The sequence below is a fragment of the Pseudomonas sp. A-RE-19 genome (assembly GCF_019956555.1).
GTDB lineage: Bacteria > Pseudomonadota > Gammaproteobacteria > Pseudomonadales > Pseudomonadaceae > Aquipseudomonas.
Genome location: NZ_JAHBDQ010000020.1, coordinates 47844 through 71509, shown reverse-complemented (window position 1 = coordinate 71509; position 23666 = coordinate 47844). Strand labels below are relative to the sequence as shown.

Annotated in this window: 25 protein-coding genes and 1 pseudogene; 15 read left to right on the top strand and 11 right to left on the bottom strand. The window is 59.4% G+C overall.

Annotated features, from left to right (window positions below; translation table 11 throughout):
- The first annotated feature begins 1 nt into the window (after position 1).
- Complete coding sequence (locus KGB14_RS14455) at positions 2 to 1612, top strand: ABC transporter ATP-binding protein (RefSeq protein ID WP_223487491.1); 1611 nt, start codon at positions 2 to 4, stop codon at positions 1610 to 1612.
- 21 nt (positions 1613 to 1633) lie between these two features.
- Positions 1634 to 2428, top strand: a complete 795-nt coding sequence (gene fabI, locus KGB14_RS14450) for an enoyl-ACP reductase FabI (protein WP_007906751.1) — start codon at positions 1634 to 1636, stop codon at positions 2426 to 2428.
- 179 nt (positions 2429 to 2607) lie between these two features.
- Here fabI and KGB14_RS14445 read toward each other — a convergent pair whose 3' ends face one another.
- Positions 2608 to 3474, bottom strand: a complete 867-nt coding sequence (locus KGB14_RS14445; RefSeq protein WP_223487490.1) for a LysR family transcriptional regulator — start codon at positions 3472 to 3474, stop codon at positions 2608 to 2610.
- Positions 3475 to 3588: 114 nt separating this feature from the next.
- On the opposite strand from KGB14_RS14445, the gene KGB14_RS14440 reads away from it, so the two are divergent.
- Positions 3589 to 4014: a VOC family protein gene (locus tag KGB14_RS14440; protein WP_052964256.1), complete on the top strand. Its 426-nt coding sequence runs from the start codon at positions 3589 to 3591 to the stop codon at positions 4012 to 4014.
- Complete coding sequence (locus tag KGB14_RS14435) at positions 4011 to 5288, top strand: amidase (protein ID WP_223487489.1); 1278 nt, start codon at positions 4011 to 4013, stop codon at positions 5286 to 5288. The genes KGB14_RS14440 and KGB14_RS14435 overlap by 4 nt, the downstream gene beginning before the upstream one ends.
- Here the strand turns inward: KGB14_RS14435 and KGB14_RS14430 are convergent.
- The 4 genes from KGB14_RS14430 to KGB14_RS14415 all read right to left on the bottom strand — a co-directional run bounded on the left by KGB14_RS14430 (position 5279) and on the right by KGB14_RS14415 (position 9204).
- Complete coding sequence (locus KGB14_RS14430) at positions 5279 to 5902, bottom strand: GGDEF domain-containing protein (protein WP_223487488.1); 624 nt, start codon at positions 5900 to 5902, stop codon at positions 5279 to 5281. The two genes, KGB14_RS14435 and KGB14_RS14430, sit on opposite strands and share 10 nt — an antisense overlap.
- 73 nt (positions 5903 to 5975) lie before the next feature.
- Positions 5976 to 6554 (bottom strand): hypothetical protein, encoded by a 579-nt coding sequence (locus KGB14_RS14425; protein WP_223487487.1) that lies wholly within the window; start codon positions 6552 to 6554, stop codon positions 5976 to 5978.
- A 1-nt stretch (position 6555) separates the two neighbouring features.
- The gene (locus tag KGB14_RS14420; RefSeq protein ID WP_223487486.1) at positions 6556 to 8724 is read right to left on the bottom strand and encodes a xanthine dehydrogenase family protein molybdopterin-binding subunit; all 2169 of its coding nucleotides are present in this window, start codon (positions 8722 to 8724) and stop codon (positions 6556 to 6558) included.
- A 24-nt stretch (positions 8725 to 8748) separates the two neighbouring features.
- The gene (locus KGB14_RS14415) at positions 8749 to 9204 is read right to left on the bottom strand and encodes a (2Fe-2S)-binding protein (RefSeq protein ID WP_123359700.1); all 456 of its coding nucleotides are present in this window, start codon (positions 9202 to 9204) and stop codon (positions 8749 to 8751) included.
- 345 nt (positions 9205 to 9549) lie between these two features.
- Here KGB14_RS14415 and KGB14_RS14410 point away from each other — a divergent pair, with 345 nt between their 5' ends.
- The 3 genes and pseudogenes from KGB14_RS14410 to KGB14_RS28555 form a co-directional block, all read left to right on the top strand.
- The gene (locus KGB14_RS14410; protein WP_223487485.1) at positions 9550 to 10053 is read left to right on the top strand and encodes a VOC family protein; all 504 of its coding nucleotides are present in this window, start codon (positions 9550 to 9552) and stop codon (positions 10051 to 10053) included.
- A 34-nt stretch (positions 10054 to 10087) separates the two neighbouring features.
- A complete protein-coding gene (locus KGB14_RS14405) occupies positions 10088 to 10921 on the top strand; it encodes an AraC family transcriptional regulator (protein WP_223487484.1) in 834 nt (277 codons plus the stop codon).
- 21 nt (positions 10922 to 10942) lie between these two features.
- Positions 10943 to 11032: pseudogene (locus KGB14_RS28555) on the top strand (metal ABC transporter ATP-binding protein); the annotation flags it as partial.
- 51 nt (positions 11033 to 11083) lie between these two features.
- Here KGB14_RS28555 and KGB14_RS14395 read toward each other — a convergent pair.
- Positions 11084 to 11671 carry a LysE family translocator gene (locus KGB14_RS14395; protein WP_223487483.1) on the bottom strand — a complete coding sequence of 196 codons (588 nt, stop codon included), beginning with the start codon at positions 11669 to 11671 and terminating at the stop codon, positions 11084 to 11086.
- A gap of 231 nt (positions 11672 to 11902) precedes the next feature.
- Between KGB14_RS14395 and KGB14_RS14390 the strand changes: the two genes are divergently transcribed.
- Positions 11903 to 12184: a hypothetical protein gene (locus tag KGB14_RS14390; protein ID WP_223487482.1), complete on the top strand. Its 282-nt coding sequence runs from the start codon at positions 11903 to 11905 to the stop codon at positions 12182 to 12184.
- 127 nt (positions 12185 to 12311) lie between these two features.
- Complete coding sequence (locus KGB14_RS14385; RefSeq protein WP_223487481.1) at positions 12312 to 12641, top strand: DHCW motif cupin fold protein; 330 nt, start codon at positions 12312 to 12314, stop codon at positions 12639 to 12641.
- A gap of 81 nt (positions 12642 to 12722) precedes the next feature.
- Here KGB14_RS14385 and KGB14_RS14380 read toward each other — a convergent pair whose 3' ends face one another.
- From KGB14_RS14380 to KGB14_RS14370, 3 genes are read right to left on the bottom strand one after another with little or no spacing between them, the layout of a single operon-like run.
- Complete coding sequence (locus tag KGB14_RS14380; protein WP_223487480.1) at positions 12723 to 13265, bottom strand: DinB family protein; 543 nt, start codon at positions 13263 to 13265, stop codon at positions 12723 to 12725.
- A 12-nt stretch (positions 13266 to 13277) separates the two neighbouring features.
- Positions 13278 to 14804 carry an amino acid racemase gene (locus tag KGB14_RS14375; protein ID WP_223487479.1) on the bottom strand — a complete coding sequence of 509 codons (1527 nt, stop codon included), beginning with the start codon at positions 14802 to 14804 and terminating at the stop codon, positions 13278 to 13280.
- Between the two features lie 10 nt (positions 14805 to 14814).
- Positions 14815 to 16110: a dicarboxylate/amino acid:cation symporter gene (locus KGB14_RS14370; protein ID WP_223487478.1), complete on the bottom strand. Its 1296-nt coding sequence runs from the start codon at positions 16108 to 16110 to the stop codon at positions 14815 to 14817.
- Between the two features lie 226 nt (positions 16111 to 16336).
- Between KGB14_RS14370 and KGB14_RS14365 the strand changes: the two genes are divergently transcribed.
- Positions 16337 to 17308 (top strand): LysR substrate-binding domain-containing protein, encoded by a 972-nt coding sequence (locus KGB14_RS14365; protein ID WP_223487477.1) that lies wholly within the window; start codon positions 16337 to 16339, stop codon positions 17306 to 17308.
- Here KGB14_RS14365 and KGB14_RS14360 read toward each other — a convergent pair.
- Positions 17250 to 18260: an AraC family transcriptional regulator gene (locus KGB14_RS14360; RefSeq protein WP_223487476.1), complete on the bottom strand. Its 1011-nt coding sequence runs from the start codon at positions 18258 to 18260 to the stop codon at positions 17250 to 17252. The two genes, KGB14_RS14365 and KGB14_RS14360, sit on opposite strands and share 59 nt — an antisense overlap.
- Positions 18261 to 18391: 131 nt before the next feature.
- On the opposite strand from KGB14_RS14360, the gene KGB14_RS14355 reads away from it, so the two are divergent.
- The 4 genes from KGB14_RS14355 (at position 18392) to KGB14_RS14340 (ending at position 21858) form a co-directional block, all read left to right on the top strand.
- Complete coding sequence (locus KGB14_RS14355; protein WP_223487475.1) at positions 18392 to 19576, top strand: acetyl-CoA C-acyltransferase family protein; 1185 nt, start codon at positions 18392 to 18394, stop codon at positions 19574 to 19576.
- Positions 19577 to 19592: 16 nt separating this feature from the next.
- Complete coding sequence (locus KGB14_RS14350) at positions 19593 to 20444, top strand: 3-hydroxybutyryl-CoA dehydrogenase (protein ID WP_223487474.1); 852 nt, start codon at positions 19593 to 19595, stop codon at positions 20442 to 20444.
- The gene (locus tag KGB14_RS14345; RefSeq protein WP_223487473.1) at positions 20431 to 21063 is read left to right on the top strand and encodes a TetR/AcrR family transcriptional regulator; all 633 of its coding nucleotides are present in this window, start codon (positions 20431 to 20433) and stop codon (positions 21061 to 21063) included. Before KGB14_RS14350 ends, KGB14_RS14345 begins: the two co-directional genes overlap by 14 nt.
- Before the next feature lie 123 nt (positions 21064 to 21186).
- Positions 21187 to 21858 carry a class I SAM-dependent methyltransferase gene (locus KGB14_RS14340; protein ID WP_223487472.1) on the top strand — a complete coding sequence of 224 codons (672 nt, stop codon included), beginning with the start codon at positions 21187 to 21189 and terminating at the stop codon, positions 21856 to 21858.
- Between the two features lie 20 nt (positions 21859 to 21878).
- On the opposite strand, the gene KGB14_RS14335 is transcribed toward KGB14_RS14340, so the two are convergent.
- Positions 21879 to 22223 (bottom strand): cupin domain-containing protein, encoded by a 345-nt coding sequence (locus KGB14_RS14335; RefSeq protein ID WP_223487471.1) that lies wholly within the window; start codon positions 22221 to 22223, stop codon positions 21879 to 21881.
- Between the two features lie 291 nt (positions 22224 to 22514).
- Here KGB14_RS14335 and KGB14_RS14330 point away from each other — a divergent pair, with 291 nt between their 5' ends.
- Positions 22515 to 23582: an alpha/beta fold hydrolase gene (locus tag KGB14_RS14330; RefSeq protein ID WP_223487470.1), complete on the top strand. Its 1068-nt coding sequence runs from the start codon at positions 22515 to 22517 to the stop codon at positions 23580 to 23582.
- Positions 23583 to 23666 lie beyond the last annotated feature (84 nt).

Below are 23666 nucleotides of genomic sequence, written 5' to 3'. Positions count from 1 at the left end.
AATGAATCAGGACAATCTGATCGAAGTGCGCGACCTGGCCGTCGAATTTGTCGTTGGTGAGCACGTGCAGCGGGTGGTCGAGGGCGTCAGCTTCGACATCAAGCGCGGCGAAACCCTGGCGCTGGTGGGTGAAAGCGGCTCCGGCAAATCGGTGACCGCCCACTCGATCCTGCGCCTGCTGCCCTACCCGCTGGCCCGGCACCCCTCCGGCACCATCACTTATTCCGACCGGAATCTGCTGGACCTGAAAGAGAAAACCATCCGCCACATCCGCGGCAACCGGATCGCAATGATCTTTCAAGAGCCGATGACCTCGCTCAATCCGCTGCATTCGATCGAAAAGCAGATCAACGAAGTGTTGGGCATCCACAAAGGCCTGACCGGCAAAGTCGCGACCAAGCGCACGCTGGAACTGCTGGAAATGGTTGGCATCCCGGAGCCGGAGAAGCGTCTCAAGGCCCTGCCCCACGAATTGTCGGGTGGCCAGCGCCAGCGGGTGATGATCGCCATGGCCCTGGCCAACGAGCCGGAACTGCTGATCGCCGACGAACCGACCACTGCGCTGGACGTGACCGTTCAGCTGAAAATCCTCGAACTGCTCAAGGAATTACAGGCCCGTCTGGGCATGGCGTTGTTACTGATCAGTCACGATTTGAACCTTGTACGAAGAATTGCGCATCGCGTATGTGTCATGCAGCGCGGTTGCATCGTCGAACAGGCATCGTGCGAAGAATTGTTCCGCGCGCCGCAGCATCCGTACACGCGGGAACTGCTGGCAGCGGAGCCCAGCGGCAAACCGGCGACCAATGTCATTGGCCCGCCGTTGTTGCAGGTCGAGGACCTGAAAGTCTGGTTCCCGATCAAGAAAGGCTTTCTGAAAAAGACCGTGGACCATATCAAAGCGGTCGACGGGATCAATTTCAGCCTGCCCCAGGGCCAGACCTTGGGGATTGTGGGAGAAAGCGGTTCCGGCAAGTCGACGCTCGGCCTGGCAATATTGCGGCTGATCGGTAGCAAAGGCGCCATCCGTTTTGAAGGCAAGCAGCTAGACTGCCTGACGCAACATCAGATTCGACCGCTGCGGCGGGAGATGCAGGTGGTGTTCCAGGACCCGTTCGGCAGCCTGAGCCCACGGATGTGCGTGAGCCAGATCGTCGGCGAAGGCCTGCGGATCCACAAGATGGGCACCGAGGCAGAACAGGAACAAGCGATTATTGCGGCACTCAAGGAGGTAGGTCTGGACCCGGAAACCCGGCACCGCTACCCCCACGAATTTTCCGGTGGGCAACGGCAGAGAATCGCCATTGCCCGGGCATTAGTGCTAAAACCGGCGTTGATTTTGCTGGACGAGCCGACTTCGGCTCTCGATCGCACCGTGCAACGCCAAGTGGTGGAGCTGCTGCGTTCACTGCAAACCAAGTACAACCTGACGTATTTGTTTATCAGCCATGACCTGGCTGTCGTCAAAGCGCTGAGCCACCAGTTGATGGTGGTCAAGCATGGCCAAGTGGTCGAACAGGGAGACGCGCAAAGTATCTTTGCCGCCCCCAAACATCCGTATACACAGCAGTTGCTGGAAGCCGCTTTTCTGGCACCAGCCACTGCGCAATAAACCTGAAAAGAGGAGCAACACATGGGTTTTCTCGCCGGTAAGCGCGTACTGATCGTCGGTGTCGCCAGCAAGCTGTCCATCGCATCCGGCATCGCTGCCGCCATGCATCGCGAGGGCGCTGAGCTTGCCTTCACTTATCAGAACGACAAACTCAAGGGTCGTGTCGAAGAATTCGCACAAGGCTGGGGTTCGAGCCCTGAACTGTGCTTCCCGTGCGACGTGGCCAGCGATGAAGAAATCGCCAAGGTCTTCGAAGCACTGAGCAAGAAGTGGGACGGCCTGGACTGCATCGTGCACTCCGTCGGCTTCGCCCCGGGCGACCAACTGGACGGCGACTTCACCGAAGCCACCACCCGTGAAGGTTTCCGCATCGCTCACGACATCAGCGCCTACAGCTTCGTGGCCCTGGCCAAGGCTGGCCGCGAAATGATGAAAGGCCGCAATGGCAGCCTGCTGACCCTGTCGTACCTGGGCGCCGAGCGCACCATGCCGAACTACAACGTGATGGGCATGGCCAAGGCTTCGCTGGAAGCTGGCGTGCGTTACCTGGCCGGCTCCCTGGGCCCGGACGGCACCCGCGTCAACTGCGTATCGGCTGGCCCGATCCGCACCCTCGCCGCTTCCGGCATCAAGAACTTCCGCAAGATGCTGGCCGCCAACGAAGCGCAAACCCCGCTGCGTCGTAACGTCACCATCGACGAAGTCGGCAACGCCGGCGCCTTCCTGTGCTCGGACCTGGCGTCCGGCATCAGCGGCGAAATCATGTACGTAGACGGCGGCTTCAACACCACCGCCATGGGCAACATCGAAGAGTGATCTTCGGTTAGCCGTGAAAAACCCGCCTCTTCAGGCGGGTTTTTTATGCCTGCCATTTCAAAATCGATGCAATCCCTCTGTGGGAGCGAGCCTGCTCGCGATAGCGGTTCGTCAGTCGATACATGCAGTGCGTCTGACATTGTCATCGCGAGCAGGCTCGCTCCCACACGGGTTAGTGTTCAGTCGTCGATCGGTGTCAAACACCGCGCAAACAACTGCTGGATCGGTTGTGTGCGCTGACTATAACGCTGCAACAGCACGATCTCCCGGTAGAACGTCAGCTCACCCAACGGGATGATCCGCACCTTCGCCCCATGCTCAAGCCACAGCCCCGCCTCGGGCAACAGCGAAACACCCAGCCCGCATTCGACCATTTTGACGATGGCCTCCAGCTCGTCCAGCTCCAGAGCCACCTGCACATCAATCTGCTGCTCGCGCAAAAAGCGAGTCACCAGGCGCCCACCGAACGAATTGCGGTCGTAGCGCACGTGAGGGTGGTTGGCGAGTAACAATAGCGGGTCGTCTCCCTCAAGATCTGCCGGTACGATCAGCACAAACGGCTCCCGGCGGATGACTTGCGCCGACAATTCCTTGGGTAACTCAAATGGCGGCTTGATCAGAATCGCCAGGTCCACTTCGCCGGTGTCCACCTGACTCAACAGATTCAGGGAAACCCCCGGCACCAGTTTCGCCTCCAGCAACGGCGCTTGTTGCCTGAGTCGCAACAATGCTCGCGGCAACAACCCGGTCTGGACGGTGGCCACCGCGCCGATCTTCAATTCGCCACGAAACTCGCCGACGTCGTCACTGACCGCCATGCGGCTGAAGGTCTCAAGCATCTCCCGAGCCATCGGCAACGCCCGCTGCCCCGCCGCGTTGAGAATCGCCTGACGTCCGGTGCGATCGAACAGGCGTATCCCCAACGCTTGTTCGAGGTTGCGGATCTGCGCGCTGACCGCCGACTGGGTCAGGCCGATGTGCATGCCGGCCGCCGCGAACGTGCCATAACGCGTGACGGCAATGAAGGTTTTCAGTTCCCGCAGCATGCGGCTCTCCAATTGATCGAAATAATTTGAGCTCGCTGCAAAAACTATCGTCTTTCAATCAAAAAGCACAGGACTAAACTCGATCTCAACTCTCAACCTGTCGAGGCACGTCCGATGCAACTGTCCCCTTTTCATTTGGCTATCCCGGTTTACGATTTGGCCGCCGCCCGGCGTTTTTACGGCGAAGTGTTCGGCCTGGAAGAAGGTCGCTCCAGCGATCACTGGGTCGATTTCAACTTTTTCGGCCATCAACTGGTGATTCATCTGGCACCGAAAAACGCTTCTCAGGAAGCCGCCCATACCAATGCCGTGGATGGCCACGATGTACCGGTGCCGCATTTCGGTGTGGTCTTGGGGATGGAGGAATGGGAGACCCTGGCCGAGCGCTTGAAAGCCCTTGGCACGCGCTTCGTGATCGAGCCGGGTATTCGCTTTCAGGGATTGGTGGGCGAACAAGCCACGATGTTTCTCTTCGACCCCTGCGGCAACGCCCTGGAGTTCAAGGCGTTCAAGAATATCGATCAGTTGTTCGCCAAATGATCCGCCCGTCCCTTGACGCCACCAGCCTCAGCGAAGCGGTGGGCAATGGCGATACAACCGCTGCCGCCATCGCCGAAACCTTTCTTGAGCGCATTCAGGCGCAGGAGCCGGATATCCAGGCCTTCGTCTCGTTCGATGCTCGCCAGGTACGCGCCGATGCTGCGCAAAACAACGGTCATGGCCTGCTGGCCGGTGTCCCCGTGGGCATCAAGGACATCTTCGACACCGCGGCCTATCCCACGCAATTCCATTCACCCATTTATACCGGCCATCAGCCGTCCCGGGACGCCCACGCAGTGGCGCTGCTGCGCCAGGCCGGAGCGCTGATCATGGGCAAGACCCACACCACCGAGTTTGCGTACATGCACACCGGCCCGACCCGCAATCCCCATGACCTCGCTCGCACGCCGGGCAGCTCCAGCGCGGGCTCGGCGGCCGGGGTGGCGGCGGGGTTCTTTGCCTTGGCGCTGGGCACCCAGACCGCCGGCTCGTTGCTCAAGCCAGCGTCCTACTGCGGCCTCTTCGCCTTCAAACCGTCGTTGGGCCTGGTGTCGCTGGAAGGTGTAAAGCCGCTGGCGCCGAGCTTCGACACCGTCGGTTGGTATGGACGATCGGTGCGCGATCTGCACCTGGTGGCGCGGGTGTTGATTCCCGGGTTCGTGGTACCTGACGTCGAGCGGCTTCCGTTGCAATTGGGTTTCTGCCGCACCTCGCGCTGGGATCAGGTGGACCCCGAGGTGGCCCGCGCTTTGGAGCAGGCCGCGGACCAGTTGCGCAGCGCTGGCCATCATGTGAGCGAAGTGCCGCTGCCGGATGAGTTTGCCGGTGTGTTCGACGATCATCAGTTGATTAACGATTGCGAAGGTGCCCGCTCACTGGCGAAGGAATTTCAACAACAGCGGACACAATTGAGCCCTTCGACACTGGCCATGTTCGAGCGGGCGGCGGCGACAACTTGGGAACAGGAATCCGCTGCCAAGGCGCGTCTGGCCAATCTTGCCCCCCGTCTGAATGAGCTTTGCCAACCCTTCGACGCCATGCTCGGCGCCTCTTGCGGGATGGTCGCGCCGGTAGGGCTGGAAAGCACCGGACCGTCGGACTTCATCAAGTTCTGGGGGGCCTTTGGCTGGCCGCAAGTGAATATCCCGCTGAGGCGCGCCCAAGCCCTGTTACCGGTCGGGCTACAGATGATCGGAAAGTTCAGAGACGATGGACGGCTGTTGCGAACGGCCGAGCACGTTGCAGCGGTCCTGCAGGGCGCCATTCAACAATGACGAGCGTCGAACCGCCGGGCGCGCAGCGCCTCATCGACCAAGGCCAGCAAGTCTTGCGCTGTCTGGTGCAGCCCTGAATCAAACTCGATCTGCCCGATACTGAAGCGAATGTCATAGCCACGATGCGCCGTGGCATTGCGTTCATCGAGTATTTCTTCGAGGCGCGCTCTGATCGCGGCGATTTCCACGGTGTCGGCGCCGGTCAACAAGGCGGCAAACTCATCGCTGCCCAGTCGGCCGATCACATCGCTTTCGCGAAAGGCGATGCGTAGCACATCGGCGAAGGTTTTCAGGGCATTGTCGCCCTCGGCTCGACCATACAGCTGGTTGATGTGCTTGAAGTCATCAAGGTCGAAGAACAGCAGCGTCGCGGGCTTGCCCAACTGCTGACAGGCCTCCAGCCCCAACTGAGCCAAGGCCTCAAAGCCATGACGATTGGAGAGCAGCGTCAGCTCATCCATGCTCGCCATCTGCACGCCCATCAGCGCTTGCTCGGCCTTGCGCGCCAAGTCGCGCAGTACATCGCGATCCTGCACGGCGCTGTCGAGGACGTTCGGCGCACGCAAAGTGTCTGCGCCAGCGCCGCGTTTAACCGGTTTGCCTGGGGTTAACATCACTCACTCCTTGATGGATATGAACGTTAGAGTCGTTCACACCCGATATGACTCCCTATAAACGCGCCGCTGGTCAGCTACCCGCCACCGGACACGGCCCTCCAGCATCGGCCCAGAGTTTGAACTGGGTGACAAAGATATCGTGGGGCACCGGCACCGGCGCCCGCCCCTCACCCGGATTCCAGCCCCAAAGCACCAGCTTGTCGTCGCTGACGTGCTTGATCAGCGCCGCAAAATCACGATCGCCGTTACTGGAACGGTCCTTGATCATCGCGCACAACTTGTCGGCCGGCAGGCCGATCCAGGCCATCTTGTGTGTGGCCGGCGGCAGGCTCCAATGCGGCGCTCCGGGTGGCGCGTGAGGGCCATAGCTGGCCGGCGGGTTGCTTTCAGCATGACAAGTAGAGCAAGGCAAACCGGCCGAGCCCTTGCCATCCAGGCCGCGAACTACATTCATGGCGTGAGGAATACCGGCGGCGAACTGCAACGGTGAATCGCCCGGGATATGGCAGTTCTGACAACGCGGACTCTGAAACACTTTCTGCACCGTCTCGAACGCCTTCACCGCCTCTTTATCGTCAGCGAACAGGTCCGAAGCATAGCCACCCAGGCCGATCAGCATCACCGCGCCAAGAAACACATGTCGTCTCATCTCACACCCCCGACAGTTGCAGCGGCAGTTCCCGCAGGCGCTGCCCGGTCAACGCAAACACCGCGTTCGCCACGGCCGGTGCCACGGGCGGTACACCGACCTCGCCGATGCCGCCGGGTTTGTCGCTGCTGGGGACGATATGCACCTCGACCACGGGCATCTCGTTCAGGCGCAGGACCTGATAGTCGTGATAATTGGACTGCTGCACCTGACCGTCCTTGAACGTCAGTTTGCTGTGCAAGGTAAATCCCAGGCCAAAGGTGATGCCTGACTCCATCTGCGCGGCGATGCTCTGCGGGTTGACCGCAATGCCGCAGTCCACTGCGCACACCACCCGGTGCACGCGAATCGCCAGGTTGTCCTGCGACACCTCGGCCACCTGGGCGACATAACTGCCGAAAGACTCATGCACCGCCACGCCCAATGCATGGCCGTCCGGCAATGGCGCTTTCCAGTTGGCTTTCTCCACCGCCAAGTTCAGCACGCCCAAATGCCGTGGATGCGCCTTGAGCAAGGCTCGCCGGTATTCCACCGGATCCTTTCCGGCCGCATCTGCCAGTTCATCGATCAACGACTCCATGACGAATGCGGTGTGGGTGTGCCCCACCGACCGCAGCCACAGCACGCTGATGCCGGTTTGCGGTGAATGCAGATCTATCTGGTGATTGGCCAGCCCCTCAAGGTAAGGACTGTCGGCCACGCCTTCGACGGAGGTTTTATCGACGCCATCCTTGACCATGGTCGCCGCGAACGACGTCCCGGCCATGATCGACTGCCCGACCAGCACATGTTTCCAGGCCATCGGCATGCCGTCGGCACCCAGCCCGATGCGCGCCTGATGCAGGAACGCCGAGCGATAGTAACCGCCGCGAATATCATCCTCTCGGGACCAGACGGTTTTGACCGGCTCGCCCGCCGCCTTGGCGACATACACCGCTTCGCTGACAAAGTCCGAGGTCGGGTTGGCCCGACGACCGAAACCTCCGCCGAGGAATTGGGTGTGGATTTCGACCTGTTCGGGTTTGAGCCCGGTGATCTTCCCCGCGATCATTTGATCCAGGGTCTGGAACTGTGTGCCGGTCCAGATTTCGCATTTGTCCTTGGAGATTTTCACCGTGCAATTGAGCGGTTCCATCGGTGCGTGGGCCAGGTACGGCACGCTGTATTCAGCCTCAATCGTCTTCGCCGCTTTGCCCAGCGTCGCCGCCGTATCGCCGGCCTGGCTGACCGAGGTGCCCGGGGTGGCGGCGAGTTTACGAAAGCTTTCCAGCAGCTGTTGGCTGTCCAGTCCGGCGTTCGGCCCCAGGTCCCATTCGATCTTCAGCGCATCGCGCCCCAGCTTCGCCGCCCAATAATGATCGGCAATCACCGCGATCCCCGTGGGCACCTGCACCACTTTGTGCACGCCCGGCATCGCCAGCGCTTCAGCGCCTTCGAAGGATTTGACGCTGCCACCGAACACCGGTGGACGAGCGACCATCGCCGTCATGAGCCCGTCGAATTGCACGTCCATGCCGAACTTGGCGCGCCCCGTGATTTTCTCCGGGGTGTCGAGGCGCTTGGTGGGTTTGCCGATGACTTTCCAGTCCTTGGCCTCCTTGAACTTGATCGAGGCTGGATCCGGCACTGGCAGCTTGCCGGCGTCATCCGCCAATTCGCCGTAAGTGACGCGTTTGTCGCCGGCAATGACCACGCCCGATTCGGTGAGAATCTGCGAAGGTGCCACGTCAAAACGCTTGGCCGCCGCCTCGATCAGCATCAGGCGCGCCGCCGCCCCGGCCTGGCGATAGCGATCGAACTCCATCCAGGTCGAGGTCGAACCACCGGTGATCTGCATTCCGCCAAACGCCGGCAGGCCATACTCGGCCGCCGAGGCCGGCGCATGTTCGACGCGGATTTTCGACCAGTCGGCGTCCAGCTCTTCGGCGATCAACATGGTCAGGCCGGTCCAGATGCCCTGGCCCATTTCCGAATGGCCGAGCAGCACGGTGATGCTGTTGTCATTGCCAATGCGTAAAAAGGCATTGGGCGCGAAGACGTCTCCTTGATTCTCGGCACCGAAGGCAAAGCGATTGGCACCCGGGATGACAAACGCCACCACCAGACCGCCGCCCAGCACTGCGCTGCCCTTGAGAAAACCGCGACGTGAAACAGGGTTGATACGGTTCATTGGTCAGCTCCCTTCGACGTGGTATCAACCGATTTCGGCGGCGCGTTTGACCGCGGCGCGGATTCTTGGGTAGGTGCCGCAGCGGCAGATGTTGCCGGACAGCGCCTGGTCGATGTCACTGTCGGTGGGCTTGGGGATCTTCGCCAGCAAGGCTGCCGCCGACATGATCTGCCCGGATTGACAATAACCGCACTGGACCACATCGAGTTCGGCCCAGGCTTGCTGGACGGGGTGCGAGCCATCGGCGGACAAGCCTTCGATGGTGAGAATTTTCTGGCCGTTGGCCACTGCCGTGGCGGGCGTGATGCAGGAGCGCAGCGGCGCGCCGTCGACGTGTACGGTGCAGGCGCCACACTGGGCCATGCCGCAACCGAATTTGGTGCCCGTCAGGTGCGCGACATCGCGCAGTACCCAGAGCAACGGCATGTCCGCGGGGACATCCAGTTCCTGGTCTTTGCCATTGATGTTAAGGGTCAACATTGCGGGTTTCCTCAGACTCACGGTGTTCTGAAGGGGCGCTTCTGCCTCGACGCCATCATTTTTATGCAGGAGCGAGCGGTGCGGCGATCCGACTTGCCCGCGAAGAACGATAACGCGGTGTGACAGCAATGACGCCTTCGCGAGCAAGCTTCGCTCCTGCAAGGTCGGCGGTTACGCGCGCCTTGGGTTATCCCTACAGCTAAGCGCAATTTGCCCCACAAGCCATGTTCATCGACCACCGGTCGCTGCCGATTCTCACGACTTGTCGATCTATGGCACAACCGGACCACCACAGGCTGACTACGCTGATAAGCCAGAGTGATTAACCCGCAGAGGAGCACCGCCATGCACCGCGTTCAAAAACTCACGCCCTGCCTGTGGTTCGACGATCAGGCTGAGGAAGCCGCGACGTTTTACTGCGCGATCTTCGATCATTCAAAAATCGCCGCCATCACCCATTACGGCAAGGCGGGTCAGGAAATCCATGGCCGGCCGGAAGGTTCGGTGATGACGGTCAGCTTCGAACTCGATGGGCAGAGCTTCACGGGCCTTAACGGTGGCCCGGTTTTCAAGTTCAATGAGGCGATTTCATTCCAGGTCAATTGCCACACACAGGAAGAAGTCGACCACTTCTGGGGGCGCCTGTCCGCGGGCGGTCCCGTTGAAGCCCAGCAATGTGGCTGGCTCAAGGACAAATTCGGCGTGTCGTGGCAGATTGTGCCGGTCGTGCTGATGGACATGATGAAAGACCCCGACACCGCCAAATCCCAGCGCGCCATGGCGGCGATGCTGCAAATGAAAAAACTCGACATCGCCACGCTGCAACGAGCCTTTGACGGCGAGAGCTAATACACTCCAACGCTGAACTGCCGAGGACGCCAGGATGAAGCACACCATCGCCAAAGATGCAGACAAAGCCCCACGCTTCTGGCGTGACGACGCCCTGCCCTTCATCGAAGCCCGCTCCATCGCTGACGGTCGCGAGGTCTGCTACGCCCGGCATTCCCACGCACACTTTTCCATTGGCGCGATCACCGCCGGGCGCAGCACCTATATCCACGAGCAATCGGAGTATCAGGTCAGTGCCGGCACCGTGGTGCTGATGAATCCAGGCGATGTACATGCCTGCAATCCGATCGACGACCAGCCGTGGTCGTACCTGATGCTGTACGTCGAGACACCCTGGCTGACCGATTTACAGCATCAGCTCGGCTTCAGCCAGGACTCGGCGTTTCGCCGGTTTTCCATCACTCACAATCGTGACCTTGGGCTGTTCGCCGGTCTGAAGAACCTGTACGACGTATTGGTCGATCCGCAACAAGACGTGCTGCGCAAGCACAGCGCGGCGGTGGAGTTTTTCACCGACGTACAACAACGGCTCAACCCCGTTGATCAACCCCTGCGCGAGCCCAATTTCAAGCTGGAGCGGGCCGCCGACTACATCCGCGACAACTGCACGCAAACGCTCAAGCTCGAGGACATCTGCGAAGCGGCGCAACTGTCGCCGTCCTACCTGATCCGCGCCTTCAGGCAGCATTACGGCATGACGCCTCATGCGTTCCTGGTCAACCAGCGCATCCAGTTCGCCCGGGATCGACTGCGTAGCGGCCAGTTGATCGTCGATGTGGCGCTGGAAGCGGGGTTTGCTGATCAGGCGCATTTTCAGCGTGCGTTCAAACAGCACCTGGCGGCGACACCGGGGCAGTATCGCGGCTGACTCAAACGACCCAGATTCCCTGTGGGAGCGGGCTTGCTCGCGAAGGCGTCAGGTCAGCCAACATCATTGTTGAATGACACGCCGCCTTCGCGGGCAAGCCCGCTCCCACAGGGGAACTTGGTGCAAATTACGTTGTGATCGGCGCAGGAACACTCTCCAGACCTACGGCAACAGCAAATACACCGCACTCACCGCCAGCAACAACGCCATGACTCGGTTAAACAACCTCATCCCCGCCGGATTGCTCAGATAGCCGCGCAAGAACGTCCCGGCATACACCCAGCAACCCACCGACACGTAGCAGATCACCAGATACACCGCCGCAAACTGCCACACCAGCCGCGCTTCGCCATCGGCGACAAACGCGCCCATGCCCGCCACGCAGGCCAGCCAGGCTTTCGGGTTGAGCCATTGCATCACCGCGCCATACAGCATTGACGGCGCCTGACCTGACTCCTTGGCATCGAGCTGACCGTTATCGGTGGCCAACTTGAAAGCCATGAAAAGCAAAAACGCCACCCCCGCCCATTGCACCACCCGTGTCAGCGCCGGCCATCGCTGCAACACCTCATGCAACCCCAACCCCATCAACACCAACAACAGCACGAAACCCAGGGTCGCTCCGGCCACATGCCGCTGACTGGCACGGAAACCAAACTGTGCGCCAGAGCTCAACGCCACAATATTCACCGGCCCCGGAGTAATGGAAGCCGCCAGGGCAAACGCGGCCATGGAAAGAATCAGACTCATTGCATACCTTCTTCAATTCAAGTGAACCAGGCCTCAAGGTAATGAGATGCCTGAACGACGTATTGAAGAAAACACCCCTCGAATGTAGCGCGATGCCTGTCCGCCACAGACATGCGTCGGCCCAATGCGTAAAGACCGCTAAACCGGCTCAAGGGCAGGTGCAACACCGTCTAATCTGAATAGAGCACGACCAAACGCACGCCTCTAACCTCTTGATGCCGGGGAAACGGGATGACCAGAAAAACAGCGCGCCAATACTCGTCATGGATCCTGCCTTCCCTGCTCGCCATCAACTTGGCGCTGACAACGGGATGTGCAGGCCATTCGGCTTCAAACAAAGGCTCAAGCTGCTATGCCGAAGCGCTACCCGCTACCGGCGAGGGCGGCCTGGCTTGGGGCTCCACCCTGAACCTGGCTCGCCAAAAATCCCTGGATAATTGCATGCGCTATGCCGGCCGATCCGGTGGCGCACCGAATACCTGCCATGTGGTGGCGGCGGAGTGCAAAAATTAAGAGAGCGCCAGCGAAACGATTTCGGCCATTTGTCGCCTGTATCCTGTAAATGCAGATCATCTGTGCCTATCGAAAGCGCCACTGCAGAGGTAGGGTCCATGGACGCTCCTTTATCGATGAGGCAACGATGGATCTGACGGCAATTCCCTTTGGTACGACCGATTGGTCGACTGTCGAATCAGTCAAGCATCCCGGACAAACGGGTACAGCCTACTGGCGGACTTGCCAGTTTGGCTCGACCCGGGTGCGAATGGTTGAATACAGTCCCGGTTATCTGGCCGATCACTGGTGCTGGAGAGGCCATATCCTGTTGTGCCTGGAAGGCGAGTTGCATACGGAACTGGAGGATGGCCGCCAGTTCACCCTGACCCCCGGGATGAGCTATCAGGTGGGCAACGACGCCGAGGGACATCGCTCGTTCACCACCAGTGGCGCGAAGCTTTTCATCGTGGATTAAGCCAGGGCAATACTGTTGCAGCGATCCGAACCGCATTGCCCTTTTGGGTTGTGGATTCGGAATGCTGCTATCGAACTTTTCTCATGCGCTGGATCGGGATGGGATGAGGACGACTAAATCTGTATCACCGATGTCGATACCAGCCTGCGAAAGCAGGGTAGTCACCTGGCCGCGGTGATGGGTCTGATGGTTGAAGAAATGCATCACCAGGCTGTAAAAATCCTTCTCGGACACGCCCCCCTTCAAGCTGGCGTAATGGAGGGTATGGTCCAGATCGGGCTCTGTCATTGCGTGAGCCCACTCAACGATTATCTGATCAAGCCTCTCGCGATGTACTGAAAGCTCTCGAATCGTAGAGAACAACAATTGGTCGAGGCTTTTCGGATCAGACAGTTGCCTCACCGGCTCCAATGCCGAGTAGTTCGCTGGATGCTTGGCGAATCGCTTTAGCCACACCGTGTCTCCGGCCGCTACGTGGTTTAGCGTCCCGAGAATCGAGCCGAAGAACGCTTTTTTATCAGCTGAGAGTTCATCATCGGACAAGCACCCCGCCGCCCCATAGATCTTTTCGTTCATCCATTTGTTATAGGTCGCCATCAGGCAGATATGGCCAGTACGGCTCATGTGCTCATCCTTTCAGTGGGTATTTGATAAGCGCTCCACGCTCCGCGGGATTCTCGGGGCGCTCAGCTTGTCAGTATTTTCCGCCAACGCGATGCACTTCAATGCCAGGATCGTGGTCGGGTCAACAAGCGCCACGGTGTGCCCATTGATTTCAAACGCCTCGCAATGGTCGAGCACCAGGGGCAATTCCGTACACCCCAGGATCAGCACCCCCGCCCCCAACTCACACAGGTGTTCGGCTGCCAGCAGCAGCTGTTCCTTGCAGAGCCCTTCGGTGAATCCGGCCTTGATGCCTCGCTGGCCGTAGATGGCTTCCATGACCATCGCTTGGTAATCAACGCCAGGCGTGAGGATTTGCAGCCCGGCGCGACGTGCAGCCTGGTGATAAACCTGACTTTGCACGGTACCTGATGTGGCCAAAAGACCGATCGCCTTACCCGAACCATATTTTTGCACTATCCATTCCACCGTCTCGGTCAGCATGTTCACGATGGGCACCCTCAGGTGCGTCTGAATACGTTCGACGAACGCATGGGCGGTATTGCAAGGTATCGCGATGGCATTGGCGCCCGCGCTTTCGAGACGCTTGCAGGTTGCATACATCGCCATCGTGGGGTCCGTTTCATCTCGTAGCAGATTGGCCGTTCGGTCCGGTATTTGAGGGTTTTGCTCGACCACCATTTTGATGTGTTCCTGATCCTTCCCCGCAGGCGTATTGGCGACCACCTTGGCCATGAAGTCCACAGTGGCAGCAGGCCCGACACCGCCCACGATGCCCAGTTTGAAGGGAGGACGTCTTGGCTGTCCTCTCTCCAGTGTGGCGAAGTTCGCGTAGATTTCATTGATGTCCAGGACGGCCACCCCTCGACGCTGCAGGTCAGCGCAGACCAGCGAAAGCTCTGTCATGCCGGGCAGGATCACCGTGGCTCCCTGCGCCTGTAATGAGAGGCAAGCCTGGTAAACCGCTTCAAGAGGTACGCCTTCGAGGTGACCGTCCTTGATGCCGTTCAGGCCGTACATGGCCTCCATCAACGCCGATTGCGCTTCTGGGTCCGGGTAAACGACCTTGAAATCCTTTTCGAAATGTCGTTCGAACAATCCGCAATGACGGACAAAGTCAGAGGCAATGACACCCAAGGTCGTTTGCGGCTCGACGACGTGGCTAACGTGCCGGGTCAAAGCAGCCATCATGTCCAGCACAGGAATGCCAAGCTCCTCCTGGATTTCAGCGCGGAAGGTATGGCTGGCGAAACATGGAAGCATCACGGCATCGAAACCACTGTCCTCAAACGACTTGCACACCTGGAACACATAGAACTTGCGCGAAGTCATGCTCGCGCCCTTGTCCAGGGGCAGCAGCACGTCCTTGAAAGGGTGCTGCTCAAACAGGAAATGGTATCGGCCCTGGTCCTCCAGAACCGCTCTGGACTTGACCAACTTATAGAAAAGATCGCCCCCGGCCAGTGACCCCAGCCCACCGACAATACCCAGCTTGCGGACAACAGAAGCCTTGTTGGTCGACTTCGCTTTAACCTTCATGACCCACTCCTCAAGCAACCGAAACCGGTTCGGATCGAGACCGGACTGGAGCGTGTGCTTCGCCCTCCTCCACGGGTTCTTCGTGAGGCTCGGATCGGGCGACGACGGCCGTTGCGATACTGTTCCCCACAACGTTGGTGGCCGTGCGAGCCATGTCCAGAAACTGGTCAATGCCAATGATCAACAACAGGCCTGCCTCAGGAAGATTGAACATGGGCAGCGTCGCAGCGACTACGACAACCGAGGCACGTGCAACACCCGCCATGCCTTTACTTGTGACCATCAACGTTAGAAGAATCAGCAGTTGCTGGGTAAAACTCAGGTCGATGTTGTACGCCTGGGCAATGAACATGATGGCGAACGCCTGGTACATCATCGAACCGTCAAGGTTGAACGAGTAACCCAGGGGCAACACAAAGCTGGACACCCGTTTTGGAGCGCCAAACTTCTCCAGAGCTTCAATGGTTTTGGGGTAGGCCGACTCGCTGCTGGCGGTCGAGAACGCCAAGAGGATCGGCTCACGAATAAGCTTGCCGAGTTCAAAAACCGAACGTCCGAGGAACAGGTATCCCGCGCCGAACAGCACAGCCCAGAGGATGGCAATTCCCAGGTAGAACTCAGCAATCAGCTTGCCGTAATCGACGAGCAAACCAAGTCCTTGGGTAGTAATGGCGGAGGCGATGGCCGCGAAAACACCAATAGGCGCGAAAGCCATCACGTAGTCGGTGATCTTGAACATCACCTTCGCCAACTCCTCGATGGAGTCCGTTATCTTCGTGTAGCCAGCGCGTTTTACACCCGCCAGGGCGAACCCGAAAAACAGCGAAAAGACCACAATTTGCAAGATTTCATTGTTGGCCATGGCCTCGGCAATACTGCGAGGAAACACATGGCTGATAAAGGTCTTGAGACTGAAATCCCCCGTGTTGACTGGCACGGCAGCCGCCGCATGCTGGACAACCTCCATATTCAGCCCGGCACCGGGTTGAAACAGGTTAACCAGCCCCATTCCGATCATGAGTGAGATGACTGAAGCCGTCACGAACCACGCCATCGCCCGCATGCCGATCCGTCCCACGGAACGAGAATTGCCCATGCTGGCGATGCCACCGACCAGCGTCGCAAATACCAGGGGGGCAATGATCATCTTGATCAATCGCAGGAAAATGTCGGTGACCATCGAAAAGTAAGCGGCCATCTCTTTGGCACTTTGTTCGCTCCCTGCGAAATGGTGACACGCCCAACCCACCAGCACGCCCAGCGCAATGCCAATCGCAATTCGACGTGGAAGCTTATTTTTCTTCACGGAGCTGTCCTCAAGTAGTTTTTAGATTTTTTTACTTGGCAGGGTCAATTTGATTCGCCCAATGCTCTGAGGGGCATCGGTGCCGTGATGATTCTAAGGACCGGATCGACCAGGCATGATGAGTAATCCTGCTAGGCCCATGCGCTTTTGGAATAGTTTGTGAACAGCCGCGATGACCCAGGCAATTGCGACGTAAAATGGCGCTCTCACAGCGGGAGACCCCGATATGCAAATCAAATGGCTGGATGATCTTCTGGCGATTGCTGAATTGAAGAATTTCTCGCGCGCGGCGGAGGTCCGGTGTGTGACTCAGTCGGCACTGTCACGCCGTATCCGGTCACTTGAGGAGTGGGTGGGGGTCGAGCTTGTGGACCGTGGCACCTATCCCGTCCAGCTCACGGCTGCCGGAATCACCTTCTGTGAAGAAAGCAGAGAGGCGCTGGCAGGCTTACTGAGATTGCGCTCGACATTGCGCGAGGTAGAGCGGATGCCGGGACGATCCATCCAGGTCACGGCTGGCCACAGCCTCTCGATGACCTTTCTTCCTAAATGGCTCTCGCAGTTCCAACAACACAATGAGCAGTTCAATGCACGGGTGGTCGCCGCCAATATTCATGATGCCGTCATCGCGTTAGAGGAAGGCAGTTGCGATTTGATGATGGTCTATCACCACCCTCTTGCGCCCATCCTGCTGAACCCTGAGCGTTTCGGCAGCCTGGTGCTAGGCCACGATGCCTTCATCCCCTTGTGCGCGGCAAACGATAGAGGCGAACCGCTGTTCCGCTTGCCTGGCAGCGCCGGCAAGCCCGTCCCCTACCTCGCCTACACCGCAACGACTTTTCTGGGGCGCGTTGCTGACATCGTCATCAAGAACGGTCCAGCACCGGTCGCGCTGGAGCGCTGTTATGAAGCGGATATGGCGATGCTGCTGATGCGCATGGCTATCGAAGGCTACGGCGTGGCCTGGTTGCCGCAAAGCGCGGTCGTCGACGAAATGGAACGAGGACTATTGGTCAGAGCGGGTGGCGAAGAATGGAGCACGCGCCTGCAAATCCGATCGTACTGTGCAATCGCCAATCAAAATCCGACGATGCGCAATCTCTGGAAAACCCTGGAAAGTGCCTCGTTACGTTTGCCCACTAACGATCCTGAAACCGCGCCCGATACCGCCCCGGGCTCTCCCCCGTCCACTTCTTGAACGCCCGATGAAACGCACTCGGTTCCTGAAATCCCAACTGTTCGGCAATGTCGCTGATGCTCGCCTTGCTCTGGCGCAACCGTTCAAACGCCACCGCGCGTCGCACTTCATCCTTGATTTCCTGATACGAACAGCCTTCACGCCCCAGTTTCCGGCGAAAGGTACTGGGGCTCAGGTGCTGCTCGAGGGCGAAGGCCTGCAAGGTCGGCCATTCGCCGTAATGGCTGTGGCGCAGGCGCTGATGAACCTGCGATGCCAGCCCATGCTGGTTGCGGAAGCGGATCACCAGCCATTGCGGTGCGGTGCGTAAAAACACTTTCAGCGAGGCAAGGTCTTGAATCACCGGCAGTTGCAGGTAGTGACTGGCGAACTCGATTTCGGTGCGTTCAGTGCCGAAGGTCAGGTTGGGGCCCCAGAGCATGGCATCGTCACGCAGCGACAAACGCTGATGACGAAAGTCCGCCCGATCGATAGGAATGCGCCGCCCACCCAGCCAGCACAACAGACTGATCATCAATACCAGAAACGTTTCTTCGCCCAACCGGCTGACCTCGCTGTTCTGCGAAAGGGTCTGCAAGCTGATGACCGCACGCTTGCCCCGCACACTTAACGTGCCGTGAAAATCACGCAGGAACAGGGCGAAATTGGCCAGGCACTGACGTATGGCTTTTTCCAGCGTCGGCTCCTGAATCAATGCCCGACAGATCAAGGCGAAACTGCCCGGTGGCATGCCATGGGAGTCCAACTGGAAAAATTCGTCGTTCAACTCACGAATCTGCACCAGCCACAACGCGGCGAAAGCCGTGGCCGGCACCCGTGCCGTCGGCTGGTCCATCAGTGCCGGATCAATTCCCACCTGTTCAAGAACTGCCCGCAGACGCTGCGGTTCCTCGCGTAGCGCATGGATCATGGGGTACATGAAGTAAACCGCCACCGAATCCGTTTCCCGCATTTGAATGCCTCTCTCGTCACATCTGAATATGGCAAAAAACGCCATCACCCTTGAACAGTTTTGGCATAGGCCAGTGGCGCTGCTGATTCTAGACTCGTGCCCAACAAAAAAGACCTATTCAGAGAGCCAACATGAACCATTCCGATATTTTTGTAGTGAGCGCCGTCCGTTCTGCCATCGGCAGCTTTGGCGGTTCACTCAAGGATGTGCCGCCCATTCAGTTGGCAACCGACGTTTGCCGCGCCGCTATCGAACGATCGGGCCTGGCGCCCGAACACATCGGCCATGCGGTGATGGGCCATGTGATCCCGACCGAGGCGCGCGATGCCTACATCTCCCGGGTCGTAGCGATGAATGCCGGCCTGACGAAAGAGACGCCCGCCTTCAACGTCAACCGCCTTTGCGGTTCGGGTTTGCAGGCGATTGTCAGTGCCGCGCAAAGTTTGATGCTGGGGGATGCGGGCGCTGCGCTGGCAGGTGGCGTCGAGTCCATGAGCCGAGGCGCGTACTTGTTGCCGCACGCGCGCTGGGGCGCACGGATGGGCGACATGCAGGCCGTCGACTACATGCTTGGCGCACTGCAAGACCCGTTTGCCGGTTTCCACATGGGTATCACCGCTGAAAACATCGCCGAACACTATGGCATCACGCGCCAGACCCAGGATGAATTGGCGCTTCTCAGCCAGCAGCGTGCCGCCCGGGCGATTGCCGAAGGGCGCTTTTCCGGGCAGATCGTGCCGATCGAAATAGCGACCCGCAAAGGGACGGTTTCGTTTGCGACGGATGAACATGTACGGGCCGAGGTCGACGCCGAGCAATTGAGCCGCATGAAACCCGCCTTCAAAAAGGACGGTAGCGTCACCGCCGGCAACGCATCCGGCCTCAATGATGGTGCCGGCGCACTGATCATGGCCACGGGCCAAACTGTTCAGGAACAAGGCCTCAAGCCCATGGCCCGACTGGTGGGTTATGCCCACGCAGGCGTTGAACCTTCAATGATGGGGCTGGGACCGATTCCCGCCACCCGCCTGGTGCTCAAGCGCGCCGGTCTGACCGTTGCCGACCTTGATGTAATCGAGTCCAACGAAGCCTTCGCCGCCCAGGCCTGTGCCGTCGCGCAAGAGCTGGGCTTCGATCCGCAGAAGGTCAACCCCAACGGTTCGGGCATCTCGCTGGGCCATCCGGTGGGCGCCACAGGCGCGATCATCGCCACCAAAGCCATTCACGAATTGCACCGCTGCCAAGGCCGTTACGCCCTGGCGACCATGTGCATCGGCGGCGGCCAAGGCATCGCAGTGTTGTTCGAACGGGTTTGATCACAAGGACATGCGCATGAATCTTCAGACCATTGGCGTCATCGGCGCCGGCACCATGGGCAATGGCATCGCGCAAGTCTGCGCCCTGGCCGGCCTCCACGTGACCTTGATCGACATCTCCGAGAGTGCCTTGCAAAAGGCAATCGCGACCGTCGATAAAAACCTCGATCGGCAGGTCGCCAAAAACACGCTGACACACGAGCAAAAGCTCGCTGCGCTCGACAAGATTCGCACCAGTACCGATTACACCAGCCTGCAAAACGTGCAACTGGTGATCGAGGCCGCCACCGAAAACCTCGACCTGAAACTGCGCGTGCTGCAACAAATCGCCGCGCAGGTCAGCGCGGAATGCGTGATCGCCTCGAACACGTCGTCGCTGTCCATTACCCAACTGGCTGCCAGCGTGAGCCAGCCTGAGCGCTTCATCGGCCTGCACTTTTTCAACCCGGTGCCGGTCATGGGCCTGATCGAAGTGATTCGTGGCCTGCAAACCAGCGATGCCACCCACGCCCTGGCGCTGGACATGGCGACCGCACTCGGCAAAACCGCGATCACCGCCGGCAACCGTCCGGGATTCGTGGTCAACCGGATTCTGGTGCCGATGATCAATGAAGCCATCCTGGTGTTTCAGGAAGGCCTGGCCAGCGCCGAAGACATCGACGCCGGCATGCGCCTGGGCTGCAACCAGCCGATCGGCCCGCTGGCACTGGCGGACCTGATCGGCCTGGACACCGTGCTGGCCATCCTCGAAGCCTTCTACGACGGCTTCAACGACAGCAAATACCGCCCCGCTCCACTGCTCAAGGAAATGGTCGCCGCCGGCTACCTGGGACGCAAAACGGGGCGTGGCTTCCATGCCTATGCCTGAGCGTTGCTCACGTTTCGCCGAATACCGGGACAAGGTGCTGGTGCTCTTTGCCAGCAAGGGTTTCGGTCAGGTCGGCATGCGTGAGCTCGCGACCTGCCTGGGGCTCGCTCCGGGCTCGTTGTATTACCATTACCCCAGCAAGCAGCACTTGCTGCTCGATTTGATCGAGGAGTTCTACGAAGAGCTGCTGGCCACCCTGGGGCGCATCGAACAAGCGGCCCCGGCAAAACGCGACAGACTCAATCAATTGATCCGCGCGCACCTGAATCTGCATCAGGAAATGCCCTGGCATTTTCGCCTGGTGGAGCGCGACGGCGGCTGCCTGAATGAAGAGCAGCAGGCACGAGTCCGGCAACTGCGCGAGCAGTACGAACGCAAGTTGCTGCTGATGCTCGGTGTCCGACTCCGATTCAGTGAACAGGGCCTGTTGGCCGCCGGTCATGCCATTGCCGCCTTGCTCAACAGTGCGCCCAGTTGGCTGACGCACTATTCGCTGGATGAACGAGAGCGCAATAATCTGCTGGAAAACATGGTGAGTGGCGCCATCGAGCGGTTGCTGGCGCCAAGACGCCCACCTGAGGCGATAAGCCTCGCCCCGCCTCTAGAAAAAAAAATTTAACCGGCCCGCAGTACAGCGAGGATTGAAAGCGTTCCAGAATCACTCAGCGCTACCCCGCAGACTTTATTTTTTACACCAGCATTTGTCCTATCCTTTCACCACCCAACAACTCCGGACATCGAAATGCCTGCCCCCGAATCCACCCTGCTCCAGAGCTGGCACCACAACGCCCAATCCTGGATCGAGGCTATCCGCACCGGCACCATCGAAAGCCGCCTCAAGGTCACCGACCAGGCGATCCTGCTGGCGGTACTGGGCCGCCAACCCGAGCGTGTGCTCGACCTGGGCTGCGGCGAGGGCTGGCTGTTGCGTGCCCTGGCTGAACGGGCCGTCGAGGCGGTCGGTGTGGATGGCGATGCGACGCTGGTCGAGGCGGCACGGGCGGCGGGCTCTTCGCGGGTGCATGTGGCGAGCTATGAAGCATTGGTGGAGGCGAAGGTGGACGTCGGCAGCAACTACGACCTGATCTGTGCCAACTTCGCCCTGTTGCACCAGGACATCATCCCTCTGCTCGCCGCCATGAACGCCCTGCTCGCCCCTGGCGGCGCGCTGGTGATCCAGACGCTGCATCCGTGGGCCGCGGCGGCGGGCGACTATCAGGATGGCTGGCGGGAGGAAACCTTCACTGGGTTCAAGGGGCAGTGGCAACCCATGCCGTGGTACTTCCGCACATTGTCCAGTTGGCTCAATGCGCTGGACATGGCCGGTTTTCAGTTGGCCGGCCTGCAGGAGCCGCAGCACCCGCAAAGTCCTGTGCCGCAGTCGTTGCTGTTGGTGGCGGAGCAACGGGGATGATCAGCACGTCAGGCCTGAGCTTACGCTTGCCTGACAATATCGACCGAGATCTCCACCGCCGCAATCGTGCCTCTGTTCTCAAGCCAGTGCGTGGTGTTCCTGTCTTCGGGCCAGCCCACTCCCGGCCCATAGTCGGTGGCGACTCCATTTCGATGGTCAGTGATCGTTCCTTGCAGTATGTAGACGGTGCCTGGTCTGTCGATATGGTTGTGAATCGGCCCGAAGACGCCTCCAGGCTCGATGGTCACCTTACGCATTCTAAGTTGGCGCCCTGCCATGCCCTCGATCTCGGGGCTCAGGTCAATCGTTGCCAGTAACTGCACCGTAACGCCTTTCGTCTCAGGTGCCACCTGTTCGTTGCTCATAGTGCTGTCCTCTCAGTACATACAGGGCCTATCGAAAGAGTAGACGCCCTGAAAGGTGTGATCGCATGCACTTGTCACGGTAGCGATCCACCCTTGTCCTCCCGCCATGTAGGGGACATGCCTGCCTGGCCCTATGTATCACAGTGTGTCTGAATGACTGCTCCGTACATAAGCTTTCATCTGGCCTGCAATTCGACACAGGCCAGATACGTCGCCGCGTTCAAATGAAGCCAAGGTTTGAAGGGGATCAGCCTGAACCCCTGGCCAACGGTTTGCACCGGAGACATCACCATGAAGATGGCACTGCAGAACAACAAACCCGGCAAAACTCGCCGCCGCCTGGTCGGCTCGTCGATTCTCGCGTTTACCCTGTTCAGCGTTCTCGGTGCGGCCCACGCACAAACGACCGCAGCCGCACAGCCAGCCGTGATCAGTGCCGGCACCACTGATGCGGCACCCTCTGCGTTCGGCCCGCTGAAGCATGTCAACGCCGGATTGCTGAATGTGGCGTACGCCGAAACAGGCCCGGCCGATGGGCCGGTAGTCATTCTTCTGCACGGCTGGCCGTACGATATTCACAGCTATGACCAGGTCGCCCCCTTGCTTGCCGCAAAGGGCTATCGAGTGCTGATGCCGTATGCGCGTGGCTACGGCGATACGCATTTTCTGTCCGAAAAAACCGTTCGCAATGGCCAACCGGCCGCGCTGGCCAGTGACGTCATCGATTTTATGGATGCGCTGAAGATCAAACAGGCCGTACTCGGTGGCTATGACTGGGGCGCGCGTTCGGCCGACATCGTCTCGGCGCTGTGGCCAGAACGGGTCAAGGCGCTGGTCTCGGTCAGCGGCTATCTGATCGGTAACCAGGCGGCCGGCAAGAACCCGCTGCCACCCAAGGCCGAATTGCAGTGGTGGTATCAGTTTTACTTCGCCACCGACCGCGGTCGCTCCGGGTACGAGAAAAATACCCATGACTTCGCCAAGTTGATATGGCAACTGGCTTCGCCGAAATGGGCGTTCGATGACGCCACTTTCGACCGCAGCGCCAAGGCGCTGGAGAACCCCGACCATGTCGACATCACCGTATTCAACTACCGCTGGCGCCTGGGGCTGGTTCAAGGCGAAAGCCAATATGAAGCGCTAGAGCAGAAACTGGCGACGGCGCCGTCCATTAGCGTGCCGACCATCACCCTTGAAGGCGATGCCAACGGCGCGCCGCACCCTGCTCCCGAGGACTACGCCAAGCGCTTTACCGGCAAATATGAGTTCCGGTTGATCAACGGCGGCATCGGCCACAACCTGCCGCAGGAAGACCCACAGGCGTTCGCCAAAGCGGTGATTGATGCAGATCACCTTTGAATTCGATCTGACATCCGTATACTTCCCCCGATAAGCACCGTCACAACAACGGCTCGTTGATTTAACGAGCCGTTTTCTTTGCAC